Source organism: Kribbella sp. CA-293567, assembly GCF_027627575.1.
Taxonomy (GTDB): Bacteria; Actinomycetota; Actinomycetes; order Propionibacteriales; family Kribbellaceae; genus Kribbella.
This window is the reverse complement of record NZ_CP114065.1, coordinates 6,339,828-6,360,489: the sequence shown is the minus strand read 5'-3', so window position 1 is coordinate 6,360,489 and position 20,662 is coordinate 6,339,828. Positions and strand designations below refer to the sequence as shown.

Here is a 20,662-nt window from a genome sequence, read left to right as displayed (position 1 = left end):
TGACAGGTTCTATGTCACACCAGCGTGGCCGGCCGCTCGAACCGGCGCTCCGGGCCGGTGACTGTCTACTGACTGGTCACTTCGTCCAGCAAGTGGAACGCGGACGGGGCCTCGCGGTCGTACGATCACGGGTGACAACGTCGGTACTTCGATGAGGAGCGTCCCGGATGCCTCTGCTTGAGCCGTTGGCTGGAACCGTCCCTGCCGAGTGGGTGAAGCTGGACGACCGCTTCGCCGGGATCCGGGGGGACTCGCGACTCGAGCGGTTGTGGACCGGTGGGCGATGGCTGGAGGGACCGGCGTACTCGGCGGCCGGGCGGTACCTGGTGTGGAGCGACATCCCCAGTGACCGGATCCTGCGCTGGGACGAGACGTCGTACCAGGTGTCGGTGTTCCGGGAGCCGGCCGGGAACACCAACGGGCACACCATGGATGAGCAGGGCCGCTTGGTCAGTTGCGAGCACGGCAACCGCCGGGTGACGCGCACCGAGCACGACGGGTCGATCCGGGTGCTCGCCGACGGATACAACGGCGGTCGGCTGAACAGCCCGAACGACGTCGTGGTGGGCGCGGACGGCGCGGTGTGGTTCACCGATCCGGCGTACGGGATCGACAGTGACTACGAGGGGTATCAGGGGGAGATCGAGGTCGGCGGCTGCCACGTCTACCGGATCGCTCCGGACGGCACGCTGACCGTGGTTGCCGACGACTTCAACCGGCCGAACGGTTTGGCCTTCTCCAACGACGGCAACCTGCTCTACGTGACCGACACGGAAGAGGCGACCATCCGGGTCTTCACCGTCGACGGGGACAAACTGTCCGGTGGTGAGCTGTTCGCCGAGTGCGGCAACGGCGCGTTCGACGGCATCCGCCTCGACAGCGAAGGCCGGGTCTGGGGCGCGGCCGCCGACGGCGTCCACGTCTACCACCCCGACGGCACCCTGCTCGGCAAGCTCCTGGTCCCCGAGACCGTCTCCAACCTCTGCTTCGGCGGCGCCAAGCGCAACCGCCTCTTCCTGACCGCCACCACGTCGCTCTACTCGCTCTTCACCACGGTCAACGGCGGAAGGCAGGCGTACGACCTGAATGTCTGACTTCGGCCCGGTACTCCGAGGCTTCCGCAAGGCCGCCGGCTTGTCGCGGGAGCGTCTCGCCGACGTCTCCGGCGTCAGCGTCGAGGGGATCAAGCTGCTGGAGACCGGTCGCCGGCGGCATCCCCGCCCGGCCACGCTGAAGCTGCTCGGTGACGGTCTCGCGCTGAGCGAGGTCGAGCGGGCCGAACTGGTGGCCGCGGGAGCACGGACGAAAGCCGGGGCCGAGGTACCGCGCCAGCTGCCCGACGACCTGGCCGACTTCTCCGGGCGTGAGCGCCAGGTGGCCGCGCTCGTGCGGGCCTTCGCGGCCGGGGAGAAACGGCCGGGCGTTGTGATGACGTCGGCGATCGCGGGAATGGGTGGCATCGGCAAGACCGCCCTGGCCGTCCATGTCGCGCACAGGCTGGCCGATCGCTACCCCGACGGCCAGCTGTACCTCAATCTCCGGGGATTCGGGCCGGGCCGGCCGTTGACGGTCGAGGAAGCGCTCGGCCGGCTGACGCAGAGTTTGGGGCTGCGCGGTCCGGACGATCCGCACGACGTGGACGAAGCCGCCTCGCGCTACCGGTCGGCACTGGCCGGCCGCCGGGTTCTGGTGCTGCTCGACAACGCGGTCAGTGCCGCGCAGGTGGCACCTTTGTTGCCGGGGGCATCGACCTGCGGAGTACTGATCACGAGTCGCCGGACGCTCAGCTCGCTGCCCGGCGTCGCCCGGGTGGCGCTGGAGGTGCTGCCGGACCAGGAGGCGCTGGAGATGCTCGCCACGATGGTCGGGGCGGCCCGGGTGGCTGAAGATCGGGCCAGCGCGCTGTCGATCGTGCGGTTGTGCGGCGGCCTCCCGCTGGCCTTGCGCATCGCGGGCGCCCGGCTCGCGGACGAGCCGTCGTGGAGCCTCGCTGACTTGAACGGCCGGCTGGACAGCGATCGCCGGCGCCTGGACGAGCTGTCGATCGCCGATCTCGACGTCCGGGCCGGCATCGAGTTCTCGTTGTCCGCGGCGGCCGAGCGTGATGCCCGGGCAGTCGGTGCCTTCCGGTTGCTCGGGCTGCACGAAGGCGAAGAGCTCGATCTTCGGGTGGCGGCCGCCGTGCTCGACCTCTCCGTTCCCGAGGCCGACCACTGCCTGGAAAGGCTGGTCGACCTGCACCTGCTGGAATCGCCGGCGCCACAGCGCTACCGGATGCACGACCTGATCCGGAGTTTCGTCGATGAGACCACCGCGGAGCTGACCGACGAGGCGGCTCGGGACGCCGCGCGGCTGCGGGTACTGCGGCTGTATCTCGCGATGACGTGGCGGAGCAGGACGCTCTGGTTCGTCACGCCGATGACGGACGACTGGAGCGAACCGGGCTGGACTGCGGACGTGCCGGAGTCCTCGCTCGAGGAGCTGCACGTTTGGCTGGACGAGGAGATCGACGAGATCATCGCCGCGATCAGGCGCGCCGCGACCGGACCGCCCGAGGAACAGGCCATGGCGGTCAGGATCGTCGTCGGACTGATGCCCTACCTGCACGCCCGGCGCCGGTACTCCGACGGCGTCGCGCTGGGCGCCATCGCCCTCGCGGCGGCGCAGTCGTTCCGCGACCCTCGGGCGACTGCTCTGGTGGCGTTCGACCTCGCCCAGCACTGCGGCGCCGCAGGCCGCTACCCACTGGCGGCCGAGCACATGACAACCGCGCTCGCGGTACCGGCAACGGTCAAGTACGAGGAGATGGCCGCGGAAGGGCAGGTCTTCCTCGGTGAGTATCTCGCCGAACTCGGGCGCTACGAGGAGGCGATCGCGTCGGCCGACCGGGGGATCGCGGGTGCGGTGCGCCTGGGCGACCTGGCTGTGGAGGCAGACGGGCGGGTGATCCTCGGGATCATCGCCGGCCGACAAGGACGGCCCTCCGCCCGGGATCACGAGTTCGAGCGCGCCGTCGAGCTCGTGCACAAGGTCGGCGACGCCAACGCGCGCCGCTGGGTTCTGGGAACCGTCGGAACCGCATACCGGGAGTCCGGACGGTTCGACGAATCCCTGGCCCTCTTCGAAGAGTGCCGAACGACGGCCCTCGCTGCCGGTGACACCTTCGGGGTGGCCGAGGCCGTCGAGGATCTCGGCCGTACCGAGTTCGCCCGCGGTCACCTGGACCGCGCCGAGCAGCACCTGACCTCCGCCCTCGAAATGGTGCGTGGCACCTGGCAGTCCGAAGCCCGCGTCCGGGAGCACCTGGCGCGGGTCCTTCAAGCGATGGGCCGCCCGGCCGAGGCCGCGGCGCAACTAAGCTCCGCACAGGACCTCGCGGCTCGCCACGGAGTCACACGAGTCGAAGAACTGCGGTCGAATGTCTGACTTCGGCCCGGTACTCCGAGGCTTCCGCAAGGCCGCCGGCTTGTCGCAGGAGGTCTTGGCTGCGGCGGCCGGGGTCAGCGTCGAGGGCATCCGGGCGCTGGAGACCGGCCGCCGCCGCCGTCCTCGGCCGGCCACGCTGGCGCTGTTGAGCGACGGTCTCGGCCTGACCGACGACCAGCGGGCCGAGTTGGTCGCCGCTGGGTCCCGGCCGGTGTCGCGGGGCGAAGAGATCCGTCAGTTGCCCGACGACCTCGACGACTTCTCCGGTCGCGAGCAGCAGGTCGCCGAGATCGAGAAGGTGCTCGGGGCCCCCGAGCTGCGCCCGGGCGTCGTGCTGACGTCCGCGGTCTCCGGGATGGGCGGTGTCGGCAAGACCACGCTCGCGGTGCATGTCGCTCATCGGCTGGCCGATCGTTACCCGGACGGGCAGCTGTACCTGAACCTGCGCGGTTTCGGCCCGGGGCGCCCGATGCCGGTCGAACAGGCGTTGGGCCAGCTGATGAGCAGCCTGGGAGTCGGGGCGCCGGAGGATCCGCAGGACGTCGCCGCGACTGCTTCCCGCTACCGGTCGGCCTTGGCCGGCCGACGGGTGCTGGTCCTTCTGGACAACGCGGCCGATGCGGCACAGGTCGCGCCGTTGCTGCCGGGAACATCGACCTGCGCAGTCCTGATCACCAGCCGCCGAAAGCTGAGCGCGCTGCCCGGCGTCGCCCGGGTGGCCTTGGACGTCCTTCCGGACTACGACGCCCTGGCGTTGCTGTCCCTCGTCGTCGGTGGTGGCCGGATCGCCGCCGATCCGGTCGGCGCGCTCTCGATCGTTCGGCTCTGCGGCGGCCTCCCACTGGCTCTGCGGGTCGTCGGCGCTCGGCTCGCGGCCGAACCAGCTTGGACCGTTGCCGACCTGGTCGAGCGGCTGGAGAGCAGCCGCCGGCGACTGGACGAGTTCTCGATCGCCGATCTCGACGTCCGGGCGAGTATCGAGTTCTCACTGGCCGCGGCGGCCGAGCGCGATGCCGATGCCGTGGGCACCTTCAGACTGCTCGGACTGCACCAGGGCAACGAGCTCGACGCCCGGGTCGCGGCAGCCCTGCTCGACCTGCCGGTCGCCGAGGTGGAGGACCGGCTGGAACGGCTGGTCGACCTGCACCTGCTCGATTCGCCGGCCCCGCAGCGCTACCGGATGCACGACCTGATCCGCAGCTTCGTCCAGGAGACGACGGCCGAGCTGACCGACGAGCCGGCTCGCGAGGCGGCGCGGTTGCGGGTTCTGCGGCTGTACTCAGGGATGGTTTGGCAGAGCCGGTCGCCCGAACCCCCGGGCTGGCTGGCGATCGACTGGTTCGAGGCGAGTTGGACGGCGGGGGCGGAACGCGTCCCGCGACAGCAGGCCTATGCCTGGTTCGACGAGGAGTTCGACGAGATCGTCGGTGCGGTCCGGCGGGCTGCCGGTGGCACGACCGTCGAGCGGGCCGAGGTCGCCAGAGTCGTCTTCGGGTTGCTGGAATACACCAGCGAACGGCGCCGGTACTCCGACGGAGTGATGCTCGGAACGCTCGCGCTCACCGCCGAGCGGACCGTCGGTGACCCGTACGCCGCGGGCGTGGTGGCGTTCGAGCTCGCCCAGCAGTGCGGTGCTGCCGGTCTGTACTCGCTGGCGATCGAGCATATGGAGACCGCGCTCGCCGCTCCGAAGATGATCGAGTGCGAGACGCAGTACCGGTACGGGCAGATCTATCTCGGCGATTTCCTGGTGGAGCTCGGTCACTGCGACGAGGCGATCGCCTCGGCCGGCCTAGGGATCGCCGACGCGTTGCGGCACGGGGACGAGATCGCGGAAGCGGAGGGGCGGCTGGTCCTCGGGACCGCGGCCGGAAAACAAGGGCGAACCGATGCGCAGGACCAGAACTTCCACCGCGCCGTCGACGTGATGCGCCGGCTGGGGCACAGATTGGAAGTCCATTGGGCCCTCTGGACAGCAGGGGTCTCGTACCGAGAGGTCGGCCGGTACGACGAGGCGCTGACGTACTTCGAGGAGTGCCGGGCGGCAGCGGTCGCGAACGGCGACGAGTTCGGTGTCGCCGAGGCGCTCGAACAGCTCGGCCGGACCCAACTGGAGCTGGGCGATCTCGAGACGGCCGAAGAACACCTGCTCGCCGCACTCGAGACGATGCAAGGCACCTGGCAGTCCGAGGCGCGGGTCCGGGAGCATCTCGGCCGGGTCTTCGAGGCGGCGGGCAGGCCCGACCAGGCTGTGGCCCAGTGGCGCTCCGCGCTCGACCTACTCGCCCGGCACGGAGCGCCACGGACCGACGAACTTCGTGCTCTGCTGACCGGTCACCAATAGGCGGTGCCCGGCTCGCCCTTGAACGGGCCGACCACGCGGGACGTGATCCAGCCGCCGTAGAAGTTGCCGGGTTGCGGCTGGACCTGTTCGCCGTCGATGGCGCAGGTGTCCATCGCGCCGGGATAGAACGCGATGTGGTCCGCCAGTACGCCGTACGCCGGTACCGGCTCCGGATAGAACCAGGCTTTCGCCTCGGCCACCCGGTCGCCCGCCGCGATGGTCAGGTAGGACGCGACGCCCTTCCATTCGCAGTACGACGTACCGGCTGCTTCGCGCAGTACGCCGGGGGTGAACGCCGCGCGGGGCAGGTAGTAGGTCGGCGGGTGGCTGGTCTCCAGCACCCGGTACGACGTGGTGGTGTCGACCACGAGCAGGCCACCGAGCGTGGCGATGACACGCTCGGTGGACAGCTCGACGGCCGGTGGTCTGGGGTAGTCCCAGACCGACTCCTGTCCGGGGCCCGGGAGTTGGCGCTTCAGAAGTTCTTCTTGAACTGGTCGATGATCGTGAAGACCGCCAGGAAGCCGAAGGCCAGGAAGGCGAACAGCATGACGCCGGTGCGGAGGCGGCTGATCCGGATCGCCCGGGGGAGGGCCCGGGAGTTCATCCACCAGAGCAGACCGGAGTAGACGAACATCATCGTGCCGGCCGTGCAGGCCGAGATGGTCAGCAGCACCAGCGGCTGGGACAGGCCGGCCAGCAGGACGACGATGCCGAAGGCAACCAGTCCCCAGACCAGCCAGAAGTACAGCTTGGACTCGGTGATGGTGGAGGTGCGCAGGTAGCGGGCCTTGATCATGTCGGAGGCCAGCCGGGAGGTGTAGTCGACGATGCCGGCCGCCGCGGCGAACAGCGAGAACGCGCCGATCGCCCAGAACAGGTAGCCGAACCAGCCGCCCACCAGGTTCTGCAGGTTGACACCCTCGATCTTCAGGAAGCTGATGTTGTTCTTGACGCTGTCGTCGCCGAACAAGGTGGCGTGGGCCAGCATCGAGGTGAACAGGATGGTGGCCACCGTGATCAGCACGAAGGTCAGTGCCTGCTCGAGGTTGGTGAACTTCCACCAGCGCTTCCAGCGGGCCAGGTTCGCGGCGTCGGGCGGGAAGGTGAAGCCGTTGGCGTGCGGGTCGGCGGCCTTCTCCCCGGTGACCGGGGAGGTCAGCCGGGGGACGTGGACGCCCATCCCGAAGCCCTTGTCCCGGATCCAGTTGCTCTGGCACAGGTTCTGCCCGCCACCGGCTCCGGCGTACGCGATCGCGCCCATCATCAGGGCGAAACCGAGGGTGCTGACCGGGAACTCCGGGTGCGTGACGGCGTCGCCGAGGGCGCTGTAGGTCCTGCCGCGGATGGCGAAGATCAGGGCCAGGATCACCAGCACCGCGACGGCCGCGATCTTGACGAAGATCAGCCGCTCCAGCATCACGTAGACGACCGGCGCCAGGGTCAGGATCAGGCCGATCACCACCAGGATGCCGATCGCGATCCAGCGTGGGTCGCCGGCGCCGAACAGGTAGGTCAGCATCGAGGCGGAGCTGGTCGCCCAGCCGGGCCAGAGGTTCGCGAAGTACGTCATGATCGCGAAGAACAGGCCCCAGTGCTTGCCGTAGCGGTTGAAGCCGGTCAACGCTGTCTCACCAGTGGCCAGCGTGTACCGCTCGATCTCCATGTTCAGGAACCACTGGATCGCGACCCCGACGACGGCGCCCCAGAGGAACACCAGCCCGACCTGGGAGGCGATGTACGGCCAGAGGATGAACTCGCCGGAGGCGAGCCCGACCCCGGCGCCGACCATTCCCGGCCCGACGATCCGCCAGGTCTGCGACGGTGGATCGGGCAGGTCGCGGACCTGCGGCGCGGGCAGGTTCTTCGTCGGCAGGTTGAACCTGTCGTGGTCTGTGGACGTGGTGTCTGCCATCTGGCTCCTCACCTTCCTCAACCCCCTGACGGGACCCTAATGCGCCACGCGGCCCGACGGCTAGTGGTCCGCGCGAGACAGCTTGCTCGGCCACCACACCTTGCGGCCGATGTCGTGCGAGAGGGCGGGCACCAGCAGGGAGCGGACGACCGTGGTGTCGAGCAGCACGCCGAAGGCAACCATGAAGGCGATCTGGACCAGGAACAGGATCGGCAGCACCGCCAGGGCGGAGAAGGTGGCGGCCAGTACGACGCCGGCCGAGGTGATCACCCCGCCGGTGACGGCGAGGCCGACCAGGATGCCCTTACGGGTGCCCTGCGCGATCGACTCCTCCCGCACCCGGGTCATCAGGAAGATCGAATAGTCGATGCCCAGGGCAACCAGGAAGACGAAGGCGTAGAGCGGGATCGAGGGATCCGCGCCCGGGAAGTCGAACAGGTGGTTGAAGGCCAGCGCGCTGACGCCGACGGTGGCGCCGAACGACAGCACGTTGCACAACACCAGCAGGACCGCGGCCAGGACAGAGCGCAGCAACAGCATCAGGACGACGAAGATGACCGCCAGGATTGCCGGGATGATCACCTTGAGGTCCCGCTCGCTGGCGTTCAGTACGTCGAGGTTGATCGCCGTGGTGCCGCCCACCAGGATGTCCGGGCTGATCGTGTCGAGTTCGGTCCGCAGGTGCTCGACCACCTTGGTCGCGTCGGGGGAGTCGGCGGCGACCTTGAGCGTCGCCTGGACCAGCACCTTGCCCTCGACCACCTTCGGCGGCGTACCTGGCGCCGGCGACGCGGTCGCGGTACCGACGCCGTCGACCTTCGTCGCCGTCTGGACCACCTTCTCGGCCTGGTCGAGCGGGGTGAGGATCTGCACCGGTGTCCCGGCGCCGGCATCGAAGTGTTTCGCCAGTTGCTCCTGGCCGGTGACCGATTCGACCTTGTCCAGGAACAGGTCCTCCTGCGAGATCCCCGAAGCGCTGAAGGTCGGCAGGAAGGCACCGCAGGCCAGCAGGCCGAGAGCGCTGAGGACCCAGACCTTGCGGGGGCTACGGCCGACCAGACCGGAGACCCGGCCCCACAGCTTCCGGCCGCCGACCTGGTCGCTGGCGTGCACGTGGTCGACGCGGGGGATGGCCGGCCAGAAGATCCGCCGGCCGAAGGCGAGCAGCACCGCGGGCAGGAAGGTCATCGAGGAGACCAGCGCGCCGGCGATGCCGATCGCGCCGACCGGGCCGAGGCCCTTGGTGCTGCCCAGCTGGGACAGCAGCAGGCAGAGCAGACCGAGGATGACGGTCGCGGCGCTGGCGGCGATCGGCTCGATCGAGGCCCGCCAGGCCACCCGCATGGCGTCGTACTTGCTCTCGAAGTCGTGCAGTTCTTCCTTGTACCGGGAGACGAGCAGCAACGAGTAGTCGGTCGCGGCGCCGACGACCAGGATGAAGAGGATGCCCTGACTCTGCCCGTTCAGCTCGATCACGTTGTTCTTGGCGAGCGGATAGACCACCAGGGCCGCGAGCGCGAGACCGAAGACGGCCGTCAGTAGGACGGCGATCGGGAGCACCGGGCTGCGGTAGACGATCAGCAGGATGATGAAGACGACGACCAGGGCAACGCCCAGCAGGATCCCGTCGATCCCGCCGAACGCGACCACGAAGTCGGCGAACACCCCACCCGGCCCGGTCACGTAGACCGACAGCCCGGTCGGGGTCAGCGACTGCTTGATCTCGTTGCGCATCTGGTCGGCGACCGCGAACAGCACGGTCTCGCCTTCCTTGACCACGTCGTCGGCGCGGTCACCGTCCAGTTCGACGGTGAGCAGCAGCGCCTTCTTGTCCTGCGACGGCACCACCGTCCTGGCCGGCGAGGCGAGGTACTGGCCGATGGTCTTGCCCTCGCCCAGCTCGATCGACGGCACCTTGGCCAGGAAGGCGTTCGCCTTGGCCAGATCGTCGGGAGTGATCCCGCTGTCGCGTTCGATCAGGACGAAGTACGGCAGGGCGGTGGAGTCGACGAACTTGGCCGACTCGTTGCTGACCAGCGTGGACTCGGCCTGCTTCGGCAGGAAGTTGGCGTTGTCGTTCTCCTGCACCTCGCTCAGCCGGCCGACCGTCGGCCCGCCGAGCGATCCCAGCACCAGCCAGGCGATCAGTACGGCGGCCACGCCCGCGCGCCAGGCCCAGCGGCGGTTCGAACGCCGCCCGGTCGTTGCTTTTTCCACCAGATCCTGCTCGTCGGTCATGGCGGAACAGTACCCATTCCTCTCACCGCCGGCCGGGAGGTGTGCGGTAGCCGTTTCGACGGCGTAACAACGAGATGACCACGCGGAAACACCCCGGTCATAGCGTCCTGAGCTAATCAGGTGAGGCGATTGATCGGAGACGAACGATGACGATCGAGGCTCGACCGGAGGTCGTCACCACCCGCGACCGGGCCGGCGCGGTGGGTACCGTCGAAGCGCCCCGGCGCGGGCGCTGGATCGACGTCTGGGAGCCCGAGGACGGTGAGTTCTGGGCGGCGAAGGGCCGCCGGGTGGCCCGGCGGAACCTGTGGCCGTCGATCTTCGCCGAGTTCCTCGGCTTCTCGGTCTGGCAACTGTGGAGCATCGTCGTGGTCTCGCTGCCGGCCGCCGGGTTCGCCTACACGACCAACCAGATGTTCTGGCTGATCGCGTTGCCGAGCCTGGTCGGTGCCACCCTGCGGCTGCCCTACACCTTCGCCGTGCCGAAGTTCGGCGGCCGGAACTGGACGATCGTCTCCGCGTTGCTGCTGCTGATCCCGGCCTCCGGGCTGGCCTTCTTCGTCAGCCGGCCGGACACGCCGTTCTGGGTGATGGCGCTGGTCGCGGCCACGGCAGGTGCCGGCGGCGGCAACTTCGCCAGCAGCATGACCAACATCTCCTTCTTCTATCCCGAGCGCGACAAGGGCTTCGCGCTCGGCCTGAACGCGGCCGGCGGCAACCTTGGTGTGGCCGTGGTCCAACTGCTGGTGCCGATCGTGATCGTGGCCGGTGCCGGGCTGACGCTCAACCGGGCCGGGTTGATGTGGATCCCGCTGATCCTGCTGGCCGCGGTGCTGGCCTGGCGGCTGATGGACAACCTGTCCGCGGCCACCTCGTCGTTCCGGGCCTCGATCGCGGCGGCGAAGCGGCCGCACACCTGGGTCATCTCGTTCCTCTACATCGGTACCTTCGGCTCCTTCATCGGCTTCGGCGCGGCCTTCCCGCTGCTGATCAAGACCACCTTTCCCGAGATCACGGTGGCGCACATCGCCTTCCTCGGCGCGCTGGTCGGCTCGGTGTCGCGGCCGTTCGGCGGCAAGCTGTCCGACCTGGTCGGCGGCGCCTGGGTGACGGTCTGCGCGTTCGTGGTGATGGGCGCCGGCATCCTGTCGGCGATCGCCGCGCTGAACGCGGGCAGCTTCACCTGGTTCCTGCTCAGCTTCCTGGTGCTGTTCGTGGCCAGCGGCGCCGGCAACGGGTCGACGTACCGGATGATTCCTGCGGTGTTCCGGCAGACCACGCGGGACCTCGACGGCAAGCCGGAGCCGATCCGGGCCCGGCGGGAGGCCGCCGCGTGTATCGGGATCGCGTCCGCAGTCGGTGCGTACGGCGGCTTCCTGGTACCCCGCGGCTTCGCGATGTCGACGGACCAGTACGGGTCGCTGGTGCCCGCGCTCTACACCTTCTGTGGCTTCTACGTCGTCTGCCTTCTGGTCACCTACTTCTGCTACCTCCGCCGAGGCGGCCCGCTCAGCCAGGAGCGCGTGTGACTGCAGTCGCCACTCACTGCCCGTACTGCGCGCTGCAGTGCGCCACGACCCTCCACCCGGTCGACAAACCGGGTTCGGTCGAGGTGCGGCCGCGGGATTTCCCGACCAACCGTGGCGGACTGTGCCGCAAGGGCTGGACCGCTGCAGAGGTGCTGACCGTGCCCGATCGGCTCACGACGCCGTTGGTCCGGGACGCCTCCGGTGAACTGGCCGAGACGACCTGGGACTTCGCGTTGGACTTAGTTGCCGACCGCCTCCGATCGCTACAAGATGCTCACGGCAACGATTCGGTCGCGGTCTTCGGTGGCGGCGGACTGACGAACGAGAAGGCCTATGCGCTGGGCAAGTTCGCCCGGGTGGTGTTGCGGACCGCGAACGTGGACTACAACGGCCGGTTCTGTATGTCGTCCGCGGCCGCTGCGACGAATCGATCCTTCGGGATCGACCGTGGACTGCCGTTCCCGCTGGCGGATCTGGCGGGGGCCGAGGCGATCTTGCTTGTCGGCAGCAACCTTGCCGAGACGATGCCGCCGGCGGTGGCGCATCTCGCGACCGCCCGCGAGGCCGGTGGCCTGCTGGTGGTGGATCCGCGACGCAGCGCGACTGTTCAGCTGGGTGGCATCCACCTCCAGGCGACGCCCGGGACGGATCTGGCGCTGGTGCTCGCGCTGACGCACGTAGTACTGCAGGAAGGGCTGGCCGATACTGCGTATCTGGCTGAGCGGACCGATGACCCGGACGGGCTGTACCGGTCGACGGCGGGCTGGTGGCCGGAGCGGGCGGAGCGCCTGACCGGCGTACCGGCGGCGACGATCCGGCGGGCGGCCCGGGTGCTGGCGGCTGCTGCGCCGGTTCACGGTGGGGCAGGGGCCTTCGTCTTGACCGGGCGTGGGGCTGAGCAGCAGAGCAAGGGGACCGACACGGTCACGGCTTGTATCAACCTGGCGCTGGCGCTCGGGTTGCCTGGGCGGGTCGGCAGTGGCTACGGCTGCGTCACGGGGCAAGGAAACGGGCAGGGAGGTCGGGAGCACGGGCAGAAGGCCGACCAGCTGCCGGGGTACCGGAGTATTTCCGATCCTGCTGCGCGAGCACATGTCGCTGACGTCTGGGGAGTGGCCGAGGAGTCGTTGCCTGGTCCGGGGCGGAGCGCGGTCGAGCTGATCAATGCGCTCGGTACTGCGGACGGTCCGCGCGCGTTGCTGGTGCACGGCAGCAATCTGCTGGTGTCCGCGCCTCGGCTGGCGTCAGTGCGGGAGCGACTTGCCTCGCTCGACCTGCTGGTGGTGGCGGACGTCGTACCGTCGGAGACCGCGATGCTGGCGGATGTCGTCTTCCCGGTCACCCAGTGGGCCGAGGAGGAGGGCACGATGACTTCTCTCGAAGGGCGCGTACTGCGCCGGCGGGCGGCTGTCGAGCCGCCGGGTTCGGTGCGGAGCGACTTGGCTGTCTTCGGTGGGTTGGCCTCCCGGTTGCGGCCCGAGGTCGCCTTCTCGACCGACCCGGCCGCAATCTTCGAGGAGCTACGGATCGCGAGCGCGGGCGGGATCGCCGACTATGCGGGGATCAGCTGGGAGCGGCTCGACGCCGGTGAGGCGTTGTTCTGGCCATGTCCTTCTGAAGAACACGCAGGGACGCCCCGGCTGTTCGCGGACCGCTTCGGTACGCCGGACGGGCTCGCTCGGGTGATCTGCGTGGACCACCGGCCGGTCGCTGACGATCTTCGGGCGGAGGCGCCGCTCTACCTCGTCACCGGACGGTTGTTGCAGCACTACCAGAGCGGAGCGCAGACCCGGCGGGTGCCGGAACTGCTGGCGGCCGAGCCGGAGGTGTTCGCGGAGATCCACCCGCGAGTGGCCGCGCAGTTGGGGATCGTGGACGGGCGTCCGGTGCGGCTGCGGACCGCTCGGGGGTCGATGGTGCTCGTCGCGCGGGTGACGGACGAGGTCCGGCCGGACACGGTGTTCGTGCCGTTCCACTTCGGCGGGGCGGGGGCGGTCAACGAGCTGACCAACGACGCGCTGGACCCGATCTCCCGGATGCCGGAGTTCAAGGTGTGCGCGGTCGAGTTGACGGCCGAAGCGCTGCCGCTGGCGGAGCGGTCGGCATGAGCGGGCGCGTGGTGGTGATCGGTGGTGGGGTGGCCGGGCGGCGGCTGGCCTCGGTGCTGGGCGATGAGGTGGTGCTGCTGGGGGCTGACAATCCGGCGGTCCAGGTCGATCGGGCGGCGCGGGTGGTTGTTGATGCGGGCGGTCGGGCGTGGTCGTACGAGAAGGTGGTGTTCGCGACCGGGAGCGAGCCGGTGGTGCCGGCGGGGATCGAGGGCTACTGCGTGACCCGGTCCGCTGAGGAGACCAGGGCGTTCCTGGCGAGCGCTGGTTCGGGCGCTGGCCTGAGGGTCGGTCTGGGCACTGGCACTGGTCTGCAGGGCGGATTGGCGGGCGGCAGGGTCCGGCGGGCTGTGGTGCTAGGTGGTGGGGTGCTCGGGGTCGAGACGGCCTGTGTGGTGCGCGAGAGTGGTGTTGCGGTCACGGTGGTGCACGACGGCGAAACCCTGCTGGACAAGACGGTTCGGCCGACGGCGGGGCGAGCGATCACCCGGGTGGTACGGGAACTCGGTGTCGAGGTGCTGCTCAACTCGGAGGTTCGGCGGACCGACCTGAGGGACGGCGCGTTCAGGGCCTTGGTGCTCGACGGGGGACAGGCCGTCCACGGCGAGTTGCTGATGGTCACCGCTGGAGTGCGGGCACGAACTGAGCTGGCCGTCGCGGCTGGGCTGCCGGTCGGCGCCGGGGTCGTGGTCGACGAGCGGTTGACGAGTCCGGTCGACGAGCGGGTGCACGCGATCGGTGCGTGCGCCGAGGTCGACGGGCTGGTCTGCGGCACGGTGAGCGCGGCCTGGGATCAGGCGGATGCGTTGGCGGCGCAGCTGCGCGGTACGGCGTACGAGTTGGCGCGGGAAGTGGTCCGGATCAGCGCGGGTGGGCTCGAGCTGATGGTGCTGGGCGAGCGCGACAGTCTCGGTGAGGTCGTGCAGTTGGCCGACGACCACCGCTACCTGCGCGCCGTACTGCGGGACGGCGTGGTCGAGGCAGCCGTCGCCGTCAACGCCCCGGAGGCTGCGGCTGAGCTGATGCAGCTGGCCGACCGCCGGACCCAGGTGCCGGCGGAGTTGTTGCTCTCGGCACCGGAGCAACCGGCGGCACAGCGGAAGAACATGACCGTCTGCCGCTGCAACGGAGTGACCAGAGTCGCCATCGAGGCGGCCTGGCAGGGCGGTGCCGACAGTGTGGCCGACATCGCGGCGAAGACCAGGGCGACGACCGGCTGCGGAAGCTGTACCGGAGCCGTCGGCGACCTGCTCGACCGGCTCCGGCGCGGCGAGAGCGAACCCGTCCCGACCAGAAGGGCGACCATGACAGAGCTGACAAAGGCCCGGCACTTGGTGATCGTCGGTGGCGGCATGGTCGCGCACCGGCTGGTGGAGGCGCTGCGAGCACGCGACGCCGAGACCGCCTGGCGCATCACCGTGCTGGCCGAGGAACCACGGATGCCGTACGACCGGGTCGCGCTGACCAGCTACTTCTCCGGCCGCGACCCGCACGACCTCTCCCTCGGCGAGCCCGAGCTCTGGGACGATCCGGCCGTCACCTTGCGCAAGGGCGTCACGGCCGTCGCGTTCGACCCGGCGGCCAAGACCGTCACGACCGCCCGCGACGAGCTCATCGGGTACGACGAACTGGTGCTCGCGACCGGCTCCTACGCCTTCGTCCCGCCGATCAAGAACAGCGACGCCGAGGGTTGCTTCGTCTACCGGACGATCGACGACGTCGCGGCGCTGCGGGTCTACGTCGAGCGGCTACGGGCCGAAGGCAAGGAAGTGAACGGGGTCGTGGTCGGCGGCGGCCTGCTCGGCCTCGAGGCCGCCGGTGCGCTCCGGGCCCTCGGCGCGGCGACGAAGGTGGTCGAGTTCGCGCCGCGGCTGATGGCGCTCCAGGTCGACGAGGGCGGCGGTAGCGCGCTGGCCAGGCTGATCCGCAACCTCGACATCGAGGTGCTGACCTCGACCCAGACCACCCGGGTCAAGACCACCTCCCAGGGCGCGGCGCGCGCGATGGCCGTTGCGGAGGGCAAGGATCTTCCGGCCGACGTGGTGGTGTTCGCGACCGGCGTACGGCCGCGGGACGAGCTGGGCCGGGCGGCCGGGCTGGCGATCGGCGAACGGGGTGGTGTGGTCGTCGACGACGGTTGCCGGACCTCGGTGCCCGGCGTCTGGGCGATCGGCGAGGTGGCCTGCATCGACAGCCGGGTCTGGGGGCTGATCGCGCCGGGGTACGCGATGGCGGAGATCGTCGCCGACCGGCTGCTGGGCGGCGAGGCGACCTTCCCGGGCGCGGACACCTCCACGAAACTCAAGCTGCTCGGGGTCGACGTCGCCAGCTTCGGCGACGCCTTCGGGACCACCGAGGGCGCGCTCGACATCGTGTACGCCGATCCGGTGGCGGGCGTCTACAAGAAGCTGGTGCTGTCCGACGACGCGCGGACCCTGCTCGGCGGCATCCTGGTCGGCGACGCCTCGGCGTACTCGGGACTGCGACCGATGGTCGGGCGGCAGCTCGGCGCCGATCCGGCGTCGTACCTACTGCCGGAGGGCTCTCAGCCTGCCCAGCTGGAGCTGCCGGACGACGCGCCGGTGTGCTCGTGCAACAACGTTGCTGCCGGCACCATTCGCTGCGCGGTCCGGGACGAGGGGTGCGGCGACCTGAAGTCGCTGTGTGGCAAGACGAAGGCCGGTACGAGTTGCGGTTCGTGTCTGCCGATCGTCAAGAACATCCTGAACACCGAACTGGCCGCGGCCGGTGTCGAGGTCAGCAAGGCACTGTGCGAGCACTTCGCGCTGTCCCGCGCCGAACTGTTCGACGTCGTCCGGGTGACCGGGCTGCGGACCTTCAGTGAGATCGTCGAGCGGCACGGGTCAGGGCGTGGCTGCGACATCTGCAAGCCGGTGGTCGCGTCGATCCTGTCCAGTCTGGATCCGGCGGGGCACGTGCTCGACGGTGAGCGGGCGACACTGCAGGACACCAACGACCACGTGATGGCCAACATCCAGAAGGACGGCACGTACTCCGTGGTGCCTCGGATCCCCGGTGGTGAGGTGACGCCGGAGGGCCTGATCGCGATCGGCGAGGTGGCCCGCGACTTCGGGCTCTACACCAAGATCACCGGTGGGCAGCGGGTCGACCTGTTCGGCGCGCGGATCGAGCAGTTGCCGGCCATCTGGCAGCGGCTGGTCGATGCCGGGTTCGAGTCCGGGCACGCCTACGGCAAGGCGTTGCGGACGGTGAAGTCGTGTGTCGGCTCGACCTGGTGCCGGTACGGCGTACAGGACTCCGTCGGGATGGCGATCGCGTTGGAGCTGCGCTATCGCGGGCTGCGCTCGCCGCACAAGATCAAGCTCGGCGTCTCCGGTTGCGCGCGCGAGTGTGCCGAGGCGCGGGGCAAGGACGTCGGGGTGATCGCCACCGAGAACGGCTGGAACCTCTACGTCGGCGGCAACGGTGGCATGACGCCACGGCACGCGCAGCTGTTCGCCTCGGACCTGACCGACGAGCAGTTGCTGCAGGCAATCGACCGGTTCCTGATGTACTACGTCCGGACCGGTGACCGGTTGCAGCGGACCGCGGTCTGGGTGAACCAGATCGAAGGCGGGCTCGAGCATGTTCGCGACGTCGTACTGAACGACAGTCTCGGGATCGCGGCCGACCTGGACGCGGCGATGGCGGCGCACGTCGACTCCTATGTCGACGAGTGGCAGGCCACCCTGCGGGACCCGGACAAGCTGGCCCGGTTCGTCTCGTTCGTCAACGCGCCGGACCAGCCCGACGCCGACCTGCGCTACGTGGTCGAACGCAACCAGCCCCGGCCGGCGACGCCGTCCGAACGCGGGCAACTCGAACCGGTGCTGCTCGCCGGTCCCCGACTGGAGGTACGCCGATGAGTGTCTCGACGACAGCGATGGTGGTCTGCGGGTACGACGCGCTGCTGCCGGAACGCGGGGTCGCCGCGTTGGTCGGGGAACGGCAGATCGCACTGTTCCGCACCTACGACGGTTCGGTCTTTGCCCTCGGCAATCAGGATCCGGTGAGTGGCGCCAACGTGATGTCGCGCGGGATCGTCGGCAGCCGGGGCGACGTACCGACGGTGGCGTCGCCGATGTTCAAGCAGGTCTACGATCTGCGCACCGGCATCTGTCTGGACGATCCCTCGCTGGCTCTGACGGTGTACCCGGTGCGTATCGCCGGCGGTCAGGTGATCGTCGGTGACTAAGCCGGGTCCGCTGAGCGGCTGCACGATCGCCGTCACCGCCCATCGGCGGGCGGACGACCTGATCGCATCGTTCGAGCGCCGGGGCGCGAAGGTGCTGCACGCGCCGACGCTGCAGATCGTGCCGGCCGCCGACGACCAGCCGCTGATCGAGGCGACCCGGCGGGTGATCGCCAATCCGCCGGACGACGTGGTGGTGACGACCGCGGTCGGGTTCCGCGGGTGGATCGAGGCCGCTGACACCGTGGGGCTCGCGGCCGATCTGCTGGGCACGCTGGACCAGGCGCGGATCCTGGCGCGTGGACCGAAGGCCCGGGGTGCGATCCGGGCGGCCGGCTTGGTCGAGCACTGGTCGGCCCGGTCGGAGACGACGGCGGAGGTGGTCGACTGGCTGCGCGATCAGGGCGTCGCGGGGCGCAAGATCGTCGTACAGCTGCATGGGTTGTCCGATCCGTCGTTGCAGGACGCCTTGCGGGCGGTCGGAGCATCGGTGCGTGGGCTGGAGGTGTATCGGTGGGGTCCGGCGCCTGATCCGGCCGCGGTCGAGCGGACGATCGGGCAGATCTGCGCGGGCGGTGTGGATGCTGTCGTGCACACGTCAGCGCCGGGTGCGCAGGCGCTGCTCGATGCGGCGGCCCTGAACGGGCAGTACGACGCGCTGGTAGCCGCGCTGCGGACCGGCCGGGTGATGAATGCCTGTGTCGGACCGATCACCGCGGGGCCGTTCTTGGCGCTGGGGCTGGAGCCTTTGGTGCCCGACCGGTTCCGGCTCGGTGCGTTGATCCGGATCGTCACCGATCGGTTGACCGACGACAACGCGCGCTCCATCCAAACCGCCTTCGGGCAACTGGTGATCCGGGGCGGCGCAGCTGTGCTGGATGGTGTCGTGCTGCCGCTGGGTCCTGGTCCCCGAGCGGTTCTGGCGGCCTTGGTGGCGGCGGGTGGAGATGTGGTGTCCCGGCCGGATCTGCTGGCTGTGCTGCCCGGCGCGGAGGACGTTCATGCGGTGGAGGTGACGGTGAACAGGTTGCGTACGGCGGTCGGGCATCCGGAGCTGGTTCGGACCGTCGTACGGCGTGGGTACCGGTTGGCCGTCGAACCGGTGCCGGTGACGACATGATCGACCTGGTGGCAGCGGCGCACGGCACCGCGGACCCTCGTGGGATTCATGAGGTGCACGAGCTGGTCCGGTTGATGGCCGCGGCCCGGCCCGAAGTGCCGATCTCGCTGGGATTCGTGGACGTCGACGTACCGGCGCTGCCGGGGTTGGTGGACCGGGTAGTTGCTGACAGCAATCAACTTGTGGTGGTGCCGTTGTTGTTGAGCAGCGGCTACCACACGGCGGTGGACATCGCCCGTGAGGCCGAGCGGCGGCCGCATCAGGTGCAGACCGCTTCCGCGTTGGGACCGGATCCGGTGCTGGCCGAAGTACTGGTGGATCGGTTGCGGGCCTGTGTGGATCTCCGCGGGATCGATCAGGTGGTGCTTGCTGCTGCCGGGTCGTCGGATCGGCGGGCGCTGCTCGACTGCTCGGCGACAGCCGCGTTGCTGGCGGAGAGGATCGACAGGCCGGTGGAGGTCGGATACGTCTCCGGTGCCGGTGAGCGGCTCGGGCCGGTGCTCGATCGGACGGCCGGCGGTTCGGGACGTCGTACCGGGCGGGTTGCGGTGGCGACGTACTTGCTGGCGCCTGGATTCTTCGCGGACCGAGTCCGGCGGATCGCCGGGGGACTGCCGGTCAGCGCGCCGCTCGGGGCCGATCCGCGAATCGCGGGACTGGCGATGGCGCGGTACGACGCTGCCAGGAAACTGTCGGTGGTGGCGGTCTAATCTTTGGCGCGTGGGGATCTTCGACAGACTAAGCCGCCGTACGCCGCCCAGCGAGCCCGTCGCTCCCGAGCCCGTTCCGGCTGCTGAGCCGGCAGCGCTGGAGGAGTTGCGAGACCAGGTTCTGCTCTGGGTGCTGCCGGGCTTCAACACCCGCGACGAGGTGCTGGAGTACGCGCGCGAGTTCCGCGACGACGACGAGATGCAGGTGTCGGACGCCGAGCTCGAGCAGGTCGTCGACGAGGTCTGGAACGCCCGGCTCGCCGAGCAACAGACGTGGACCACGCCCACCGACGCAGACCGGGTCGAGGCCGCCTTCGCCGCCTTGGACGCGGCCGGCGTGGTCGCCCGGATGAACTTCACCTGCTGCCAAACCTGCGGCGTCGACGAGATCGACGACGAACGCCCCACCGACCGCCCTTCCTCCGGCTACGTCTTCTTCCACCAGCAGGACAGCGAACGCCTCACCGACAACGGCTCCCACCTCTACCTCGCCTACGGCACCCTCGACCCGATCCGCGGCCAGGTCGCCGAACAGGACACCGAGATCGGCCACCAGATCACCGCCGCCCTCCGAGCCCAGAACCTCCCCGTCGACTGGAACGGTTCCTCCGACCAACGCATCGCGGTCGGACCGCTGACCTGGCACCGCCGACTGCCGTGAGCCATCGCATCCGCTGACCTCTCGCCGTACTTCCCGGCAGGCACGGCACTCAGCTGTAGGTCGTCTGTGGGTTGGCACAGTGGGTGATGTCACCACGCCGGTAGTTCGGTCACTGGGCCGACAAGCTCCGCCGCGAAGAGGCGCTGACCTGCGCCAACACCTCCGATGCCTACCGCAGGCCCACCTCGGCGAGGATCGGTTGGGTGATGTGCGCTCGATGGTTTGCCGGTAGTGGTTCGGGTGAGCGCGAAGCTTTGCTCCGCGACACTGGTGTGGGTGGGCTATCCACCTCGGCCGGGATCGGTCGGTGGTGCTTGATGGTCCCCCGGGTAGTGGTTTGGATGGGCGCGAAGCTTTGGTCCGCGACGCCGGTGTGGGTGGGGCTATTCCACCTGGGC

13 protein-coding genes are annotated in these 20,662 nt (G+C 69.5%); 10 read left to right on the top strand and 3 right to left on the bottom strand.

The window, feature by feature from the left end; translation table 11 throughout:
* The first annotated feature begins 167 nt into the window (after positions 1 to 167).
* From OX958_RS29425 to OX958_RS29415, 3 genes are read left to right on the top strand one after another with little or no spacing between them, the layout of a single operon-like run.
* A complete protein-coding gene (locus tag OX958_RS29425) occupies positions 168 to 1,094 on the top strand; it encodes an SMP-30/gluconolactonase/LRE family protein (RefSeq protein WP_270133235.1) in 927 nt (308 codons plus the stop codon).
* The gene (locus tag OX958_RS29420) at positions 1,087 to 3,426 is read left to right on the top strand and encodes an ATP-binding protein (protein ID WP_270133234.1); all 2,340 of its coding nucleotides are present in this window, start codon (positions 1,087 to 1,089) and stop codon (positions 3,424 to 3,426) included. The genes OX958_RS29425 and OX958_RS29420 overlap by 8 nt, the downstream gene beginning before the upstream one ends.
* On the top strand, positions 3,419 to 5,770 hold the full coding sequence (locus tag OX958_RS29415) for an XRE family transcriptional regulator (RefSeq protein ID WP_270133232.1): 2,352 nt from the start codon (positions 3,419 to 3,421) through the stop codon (positions 5,768 to 5,770). Before OX958_RS29420 ends, OX958_RS29415 begins: the two co-directional genes overlap by 8 nt.
* On the opposite strand, the gene OX958_RS29410 is transcribed toward OX958_RS29415, so the two are convergent.
* The 3 genes from OX958_RS29410 to OX958_RS29400 form a co-directional block, all read right to left on the bottom strand.
* Positions 5,761 to 6,138, bottom strand: a complete 378-nt coding sequence (locus OX958_RS29410) for a DUF427 domain-containing protein (RefSeq protein WP_270133231.1) — start codon at positions 6,136 to 6,138, stop codon at positions 5,761 to 5,763. The two genes, OX958_RS29415 and OX958_RS29410, sit on opposite strands and share 10 nt — an antisense overlap.
* A gap of 107 nt (positions 6,139 to 6,245) precedes the next feature.
* Positions 6,246 to 7,685 carry an Nramp family divalent metal transporter gene (locus tag OX958_RS29405; protein WP_270133230.1) on the bottom strand — a complete coding sequence of 480 codons (1,440 nt, stop codon included), beginning with the start codon at positions 7,683 to 7,685 and terminating at the stop codon, positions 6,246 to 6,248.
* Between the two features lie 60 nt (positions 7,686 to 7,745).
* The gene (locus OX958_RS29400) at positions 7,746 to 9,923 is read right to left on the bottom strand and encodes an MMPL family transporter (RefSeq protein WP_270133228.1); all 2,178 of its coding nucleotides are present in this window, start codon (positions 9,921 to 9,923) and stop codon (positions 7,746 to 7,748) included.
* A gap of 146 nt (positions 9,924 to 10,069) precedes the next feature.
* Here OX958_RS29400 and OX958_RS29395 point away from each other — a divergent pair, with 146 nt between their 5' ends.
* From OX958_RS29395 to OX958_RS29365, 7 genes are read left to right on the top strand one after another with little or no spacing between them, the layout of a single operon-like run.
* Positions 10,070 to 11,452, top strand: coding sequence for an MFS transporter (locus OX958_RS29395; RefSeq protein WP_270133227.1), 1,383 nt, complete (start codon positions 10,070 to 10,072; stop codon positions 11,450 to 11,452).
* The gene (locus OX958_RS29390; RefSeq protein ID WP_270133226.1) at positions 11,449 to 13,560 is read left to right on the top strand and encodes a molybdopterin oxidoreductase family protein; all 2,112 of its coding nucleotides are present in this window, start codon (positions 11,449 to 11,451) and stop codon (positions 13,558 to 13,560) included. Before OX958_RS29395 ends, OX958_RS29390 begins: the two co-directional genes overlap by 4 nt.
* Complete coding sequence (gene nirB / locus OX958_RS29385; protein ID WP_270133224.1) at positions 13,557 to 17,447, top strand: nitrite reductase large subunit NirB; 3,891 nt, start codon at positions 13,557 to 13,559, stop codon at positions 17,445 to 17,447. Before OX958_RS29390 ends, nirB begins: the two co-directional genes overlap by 4 nt.
* A complete protein-coding gene (gene nirD, locus OX958_RS29380; protein ID WP_270133223.1) occupies positions 17,444 to 17,776 on the top strand; it encodes a nitrite reductase small subunit NirD in 333 nt (110 codons plus the stop codon). The genes nirB and nirD overlap by 4 nt, the downstream gene beginning before the upstream one ends.
* Positions 17,769 to 18,893, top strand: coding sequence for a uroporphyrinogen-III synthase (locus OX958_RS29375; RefSeq protein WP_270133222.1), 1,125 nt, complete (start codon positions 17,769 to 17,771; stop codon positions 18,891 to 18,893). Before nirD ends, OX958_RS29375 begins: the two co-directional genes overlap by 8 nt.
* Positions 18,890 to 19,603 (top strand): sirohydrochlorin chelatase, encoded by a 714-nt coding sequence (locus OX958_RS29370; RefSeq protein ID WP_270133221.1) that lies wholly within the window; start codon positions 18,890 to 18,892, stop codon positions 19,601 to 19,603. Before OX958_RS29375 ends, OX958_RS29370 begins: the two co-directional genes overlap by 4 nt.
* Before the next feature lie 10 nt (positions 19,604 to 19,613).
* On the top strand, positions 19,614 to 20,264 hold the full coding sequence (locus OX958_RS29365) for a DUF6891 domain-containing protein (RefSeq protein ID WP_270133219.1): 651 nt from the start codon (positions 19,614 to 19,616) through the stop codon (positions 20,262 to 20,264).
* Positions 20,265 to 20,662: the final 398 nt, after the last annotated feature.

Coding starts and splice junctions, on each gene's coding strand:
- OX958_RS29425 (WP_270133235.1), top strand. CDS start 168: ATGCCTCTGCTTGAGCCGTTGGCTGGAACCGTCCCTGCCGAGTGGGTG.
- OX958_RS29420 (WP_270133234.1), top strand. CDS start 1,087: ATGTCTGACTTCGGCCCGGTACTCCGAGGCTTCCGCAAGGCCGCCGGC.
- OX958_RS29415 (WP_270133232.1), top strand. CDS start 3,419: ATGTCTGACTTCGGCCCGGTACTCCGAGGCTTCCGCAAGGCCGCCGGC.
- OX958_RS29405 (WP_270133230.1), bottom strand. CDS start 7,685: ATGGCAGACACCACGTCCACAGACCACGACAGGTTCAACCTGCCGACG.
- OX958_RS29400 (WP_270133228.1), bottom strand. CDS start 9,923: ATGACCGACGAGCAGGATCTGGTGGAAAAAGCAACGACCGGGCGGCGT.
- OX958_RS29395 (WP_270133227.1), top strand. CDS start 10,070: ATGACGATCGAGGCTCGACCGGAGGTCGTCACCACCCGCGACCGGGCC.
- nirB (WP_270133224.1), top strand. CDS start 13,557: ATGAGCGGGCGCGTGGTGGTGATCGGTGGTGGGGTGGCCGGGCGGCGG.
- nirD (WP_270133223.1), top strand. CDS start 17,444: ATGAGTGTCTCGACGACAGCGATGGTGGTCTGCGGGTACGACGCGCTG.
- OX958_RS29370 (WP_270133221.1), top strand. CDS start 18,890: ATGATCGACCTGGTGGCAGCGGCGCACGGCACCGCGGACCCTCGTGGG.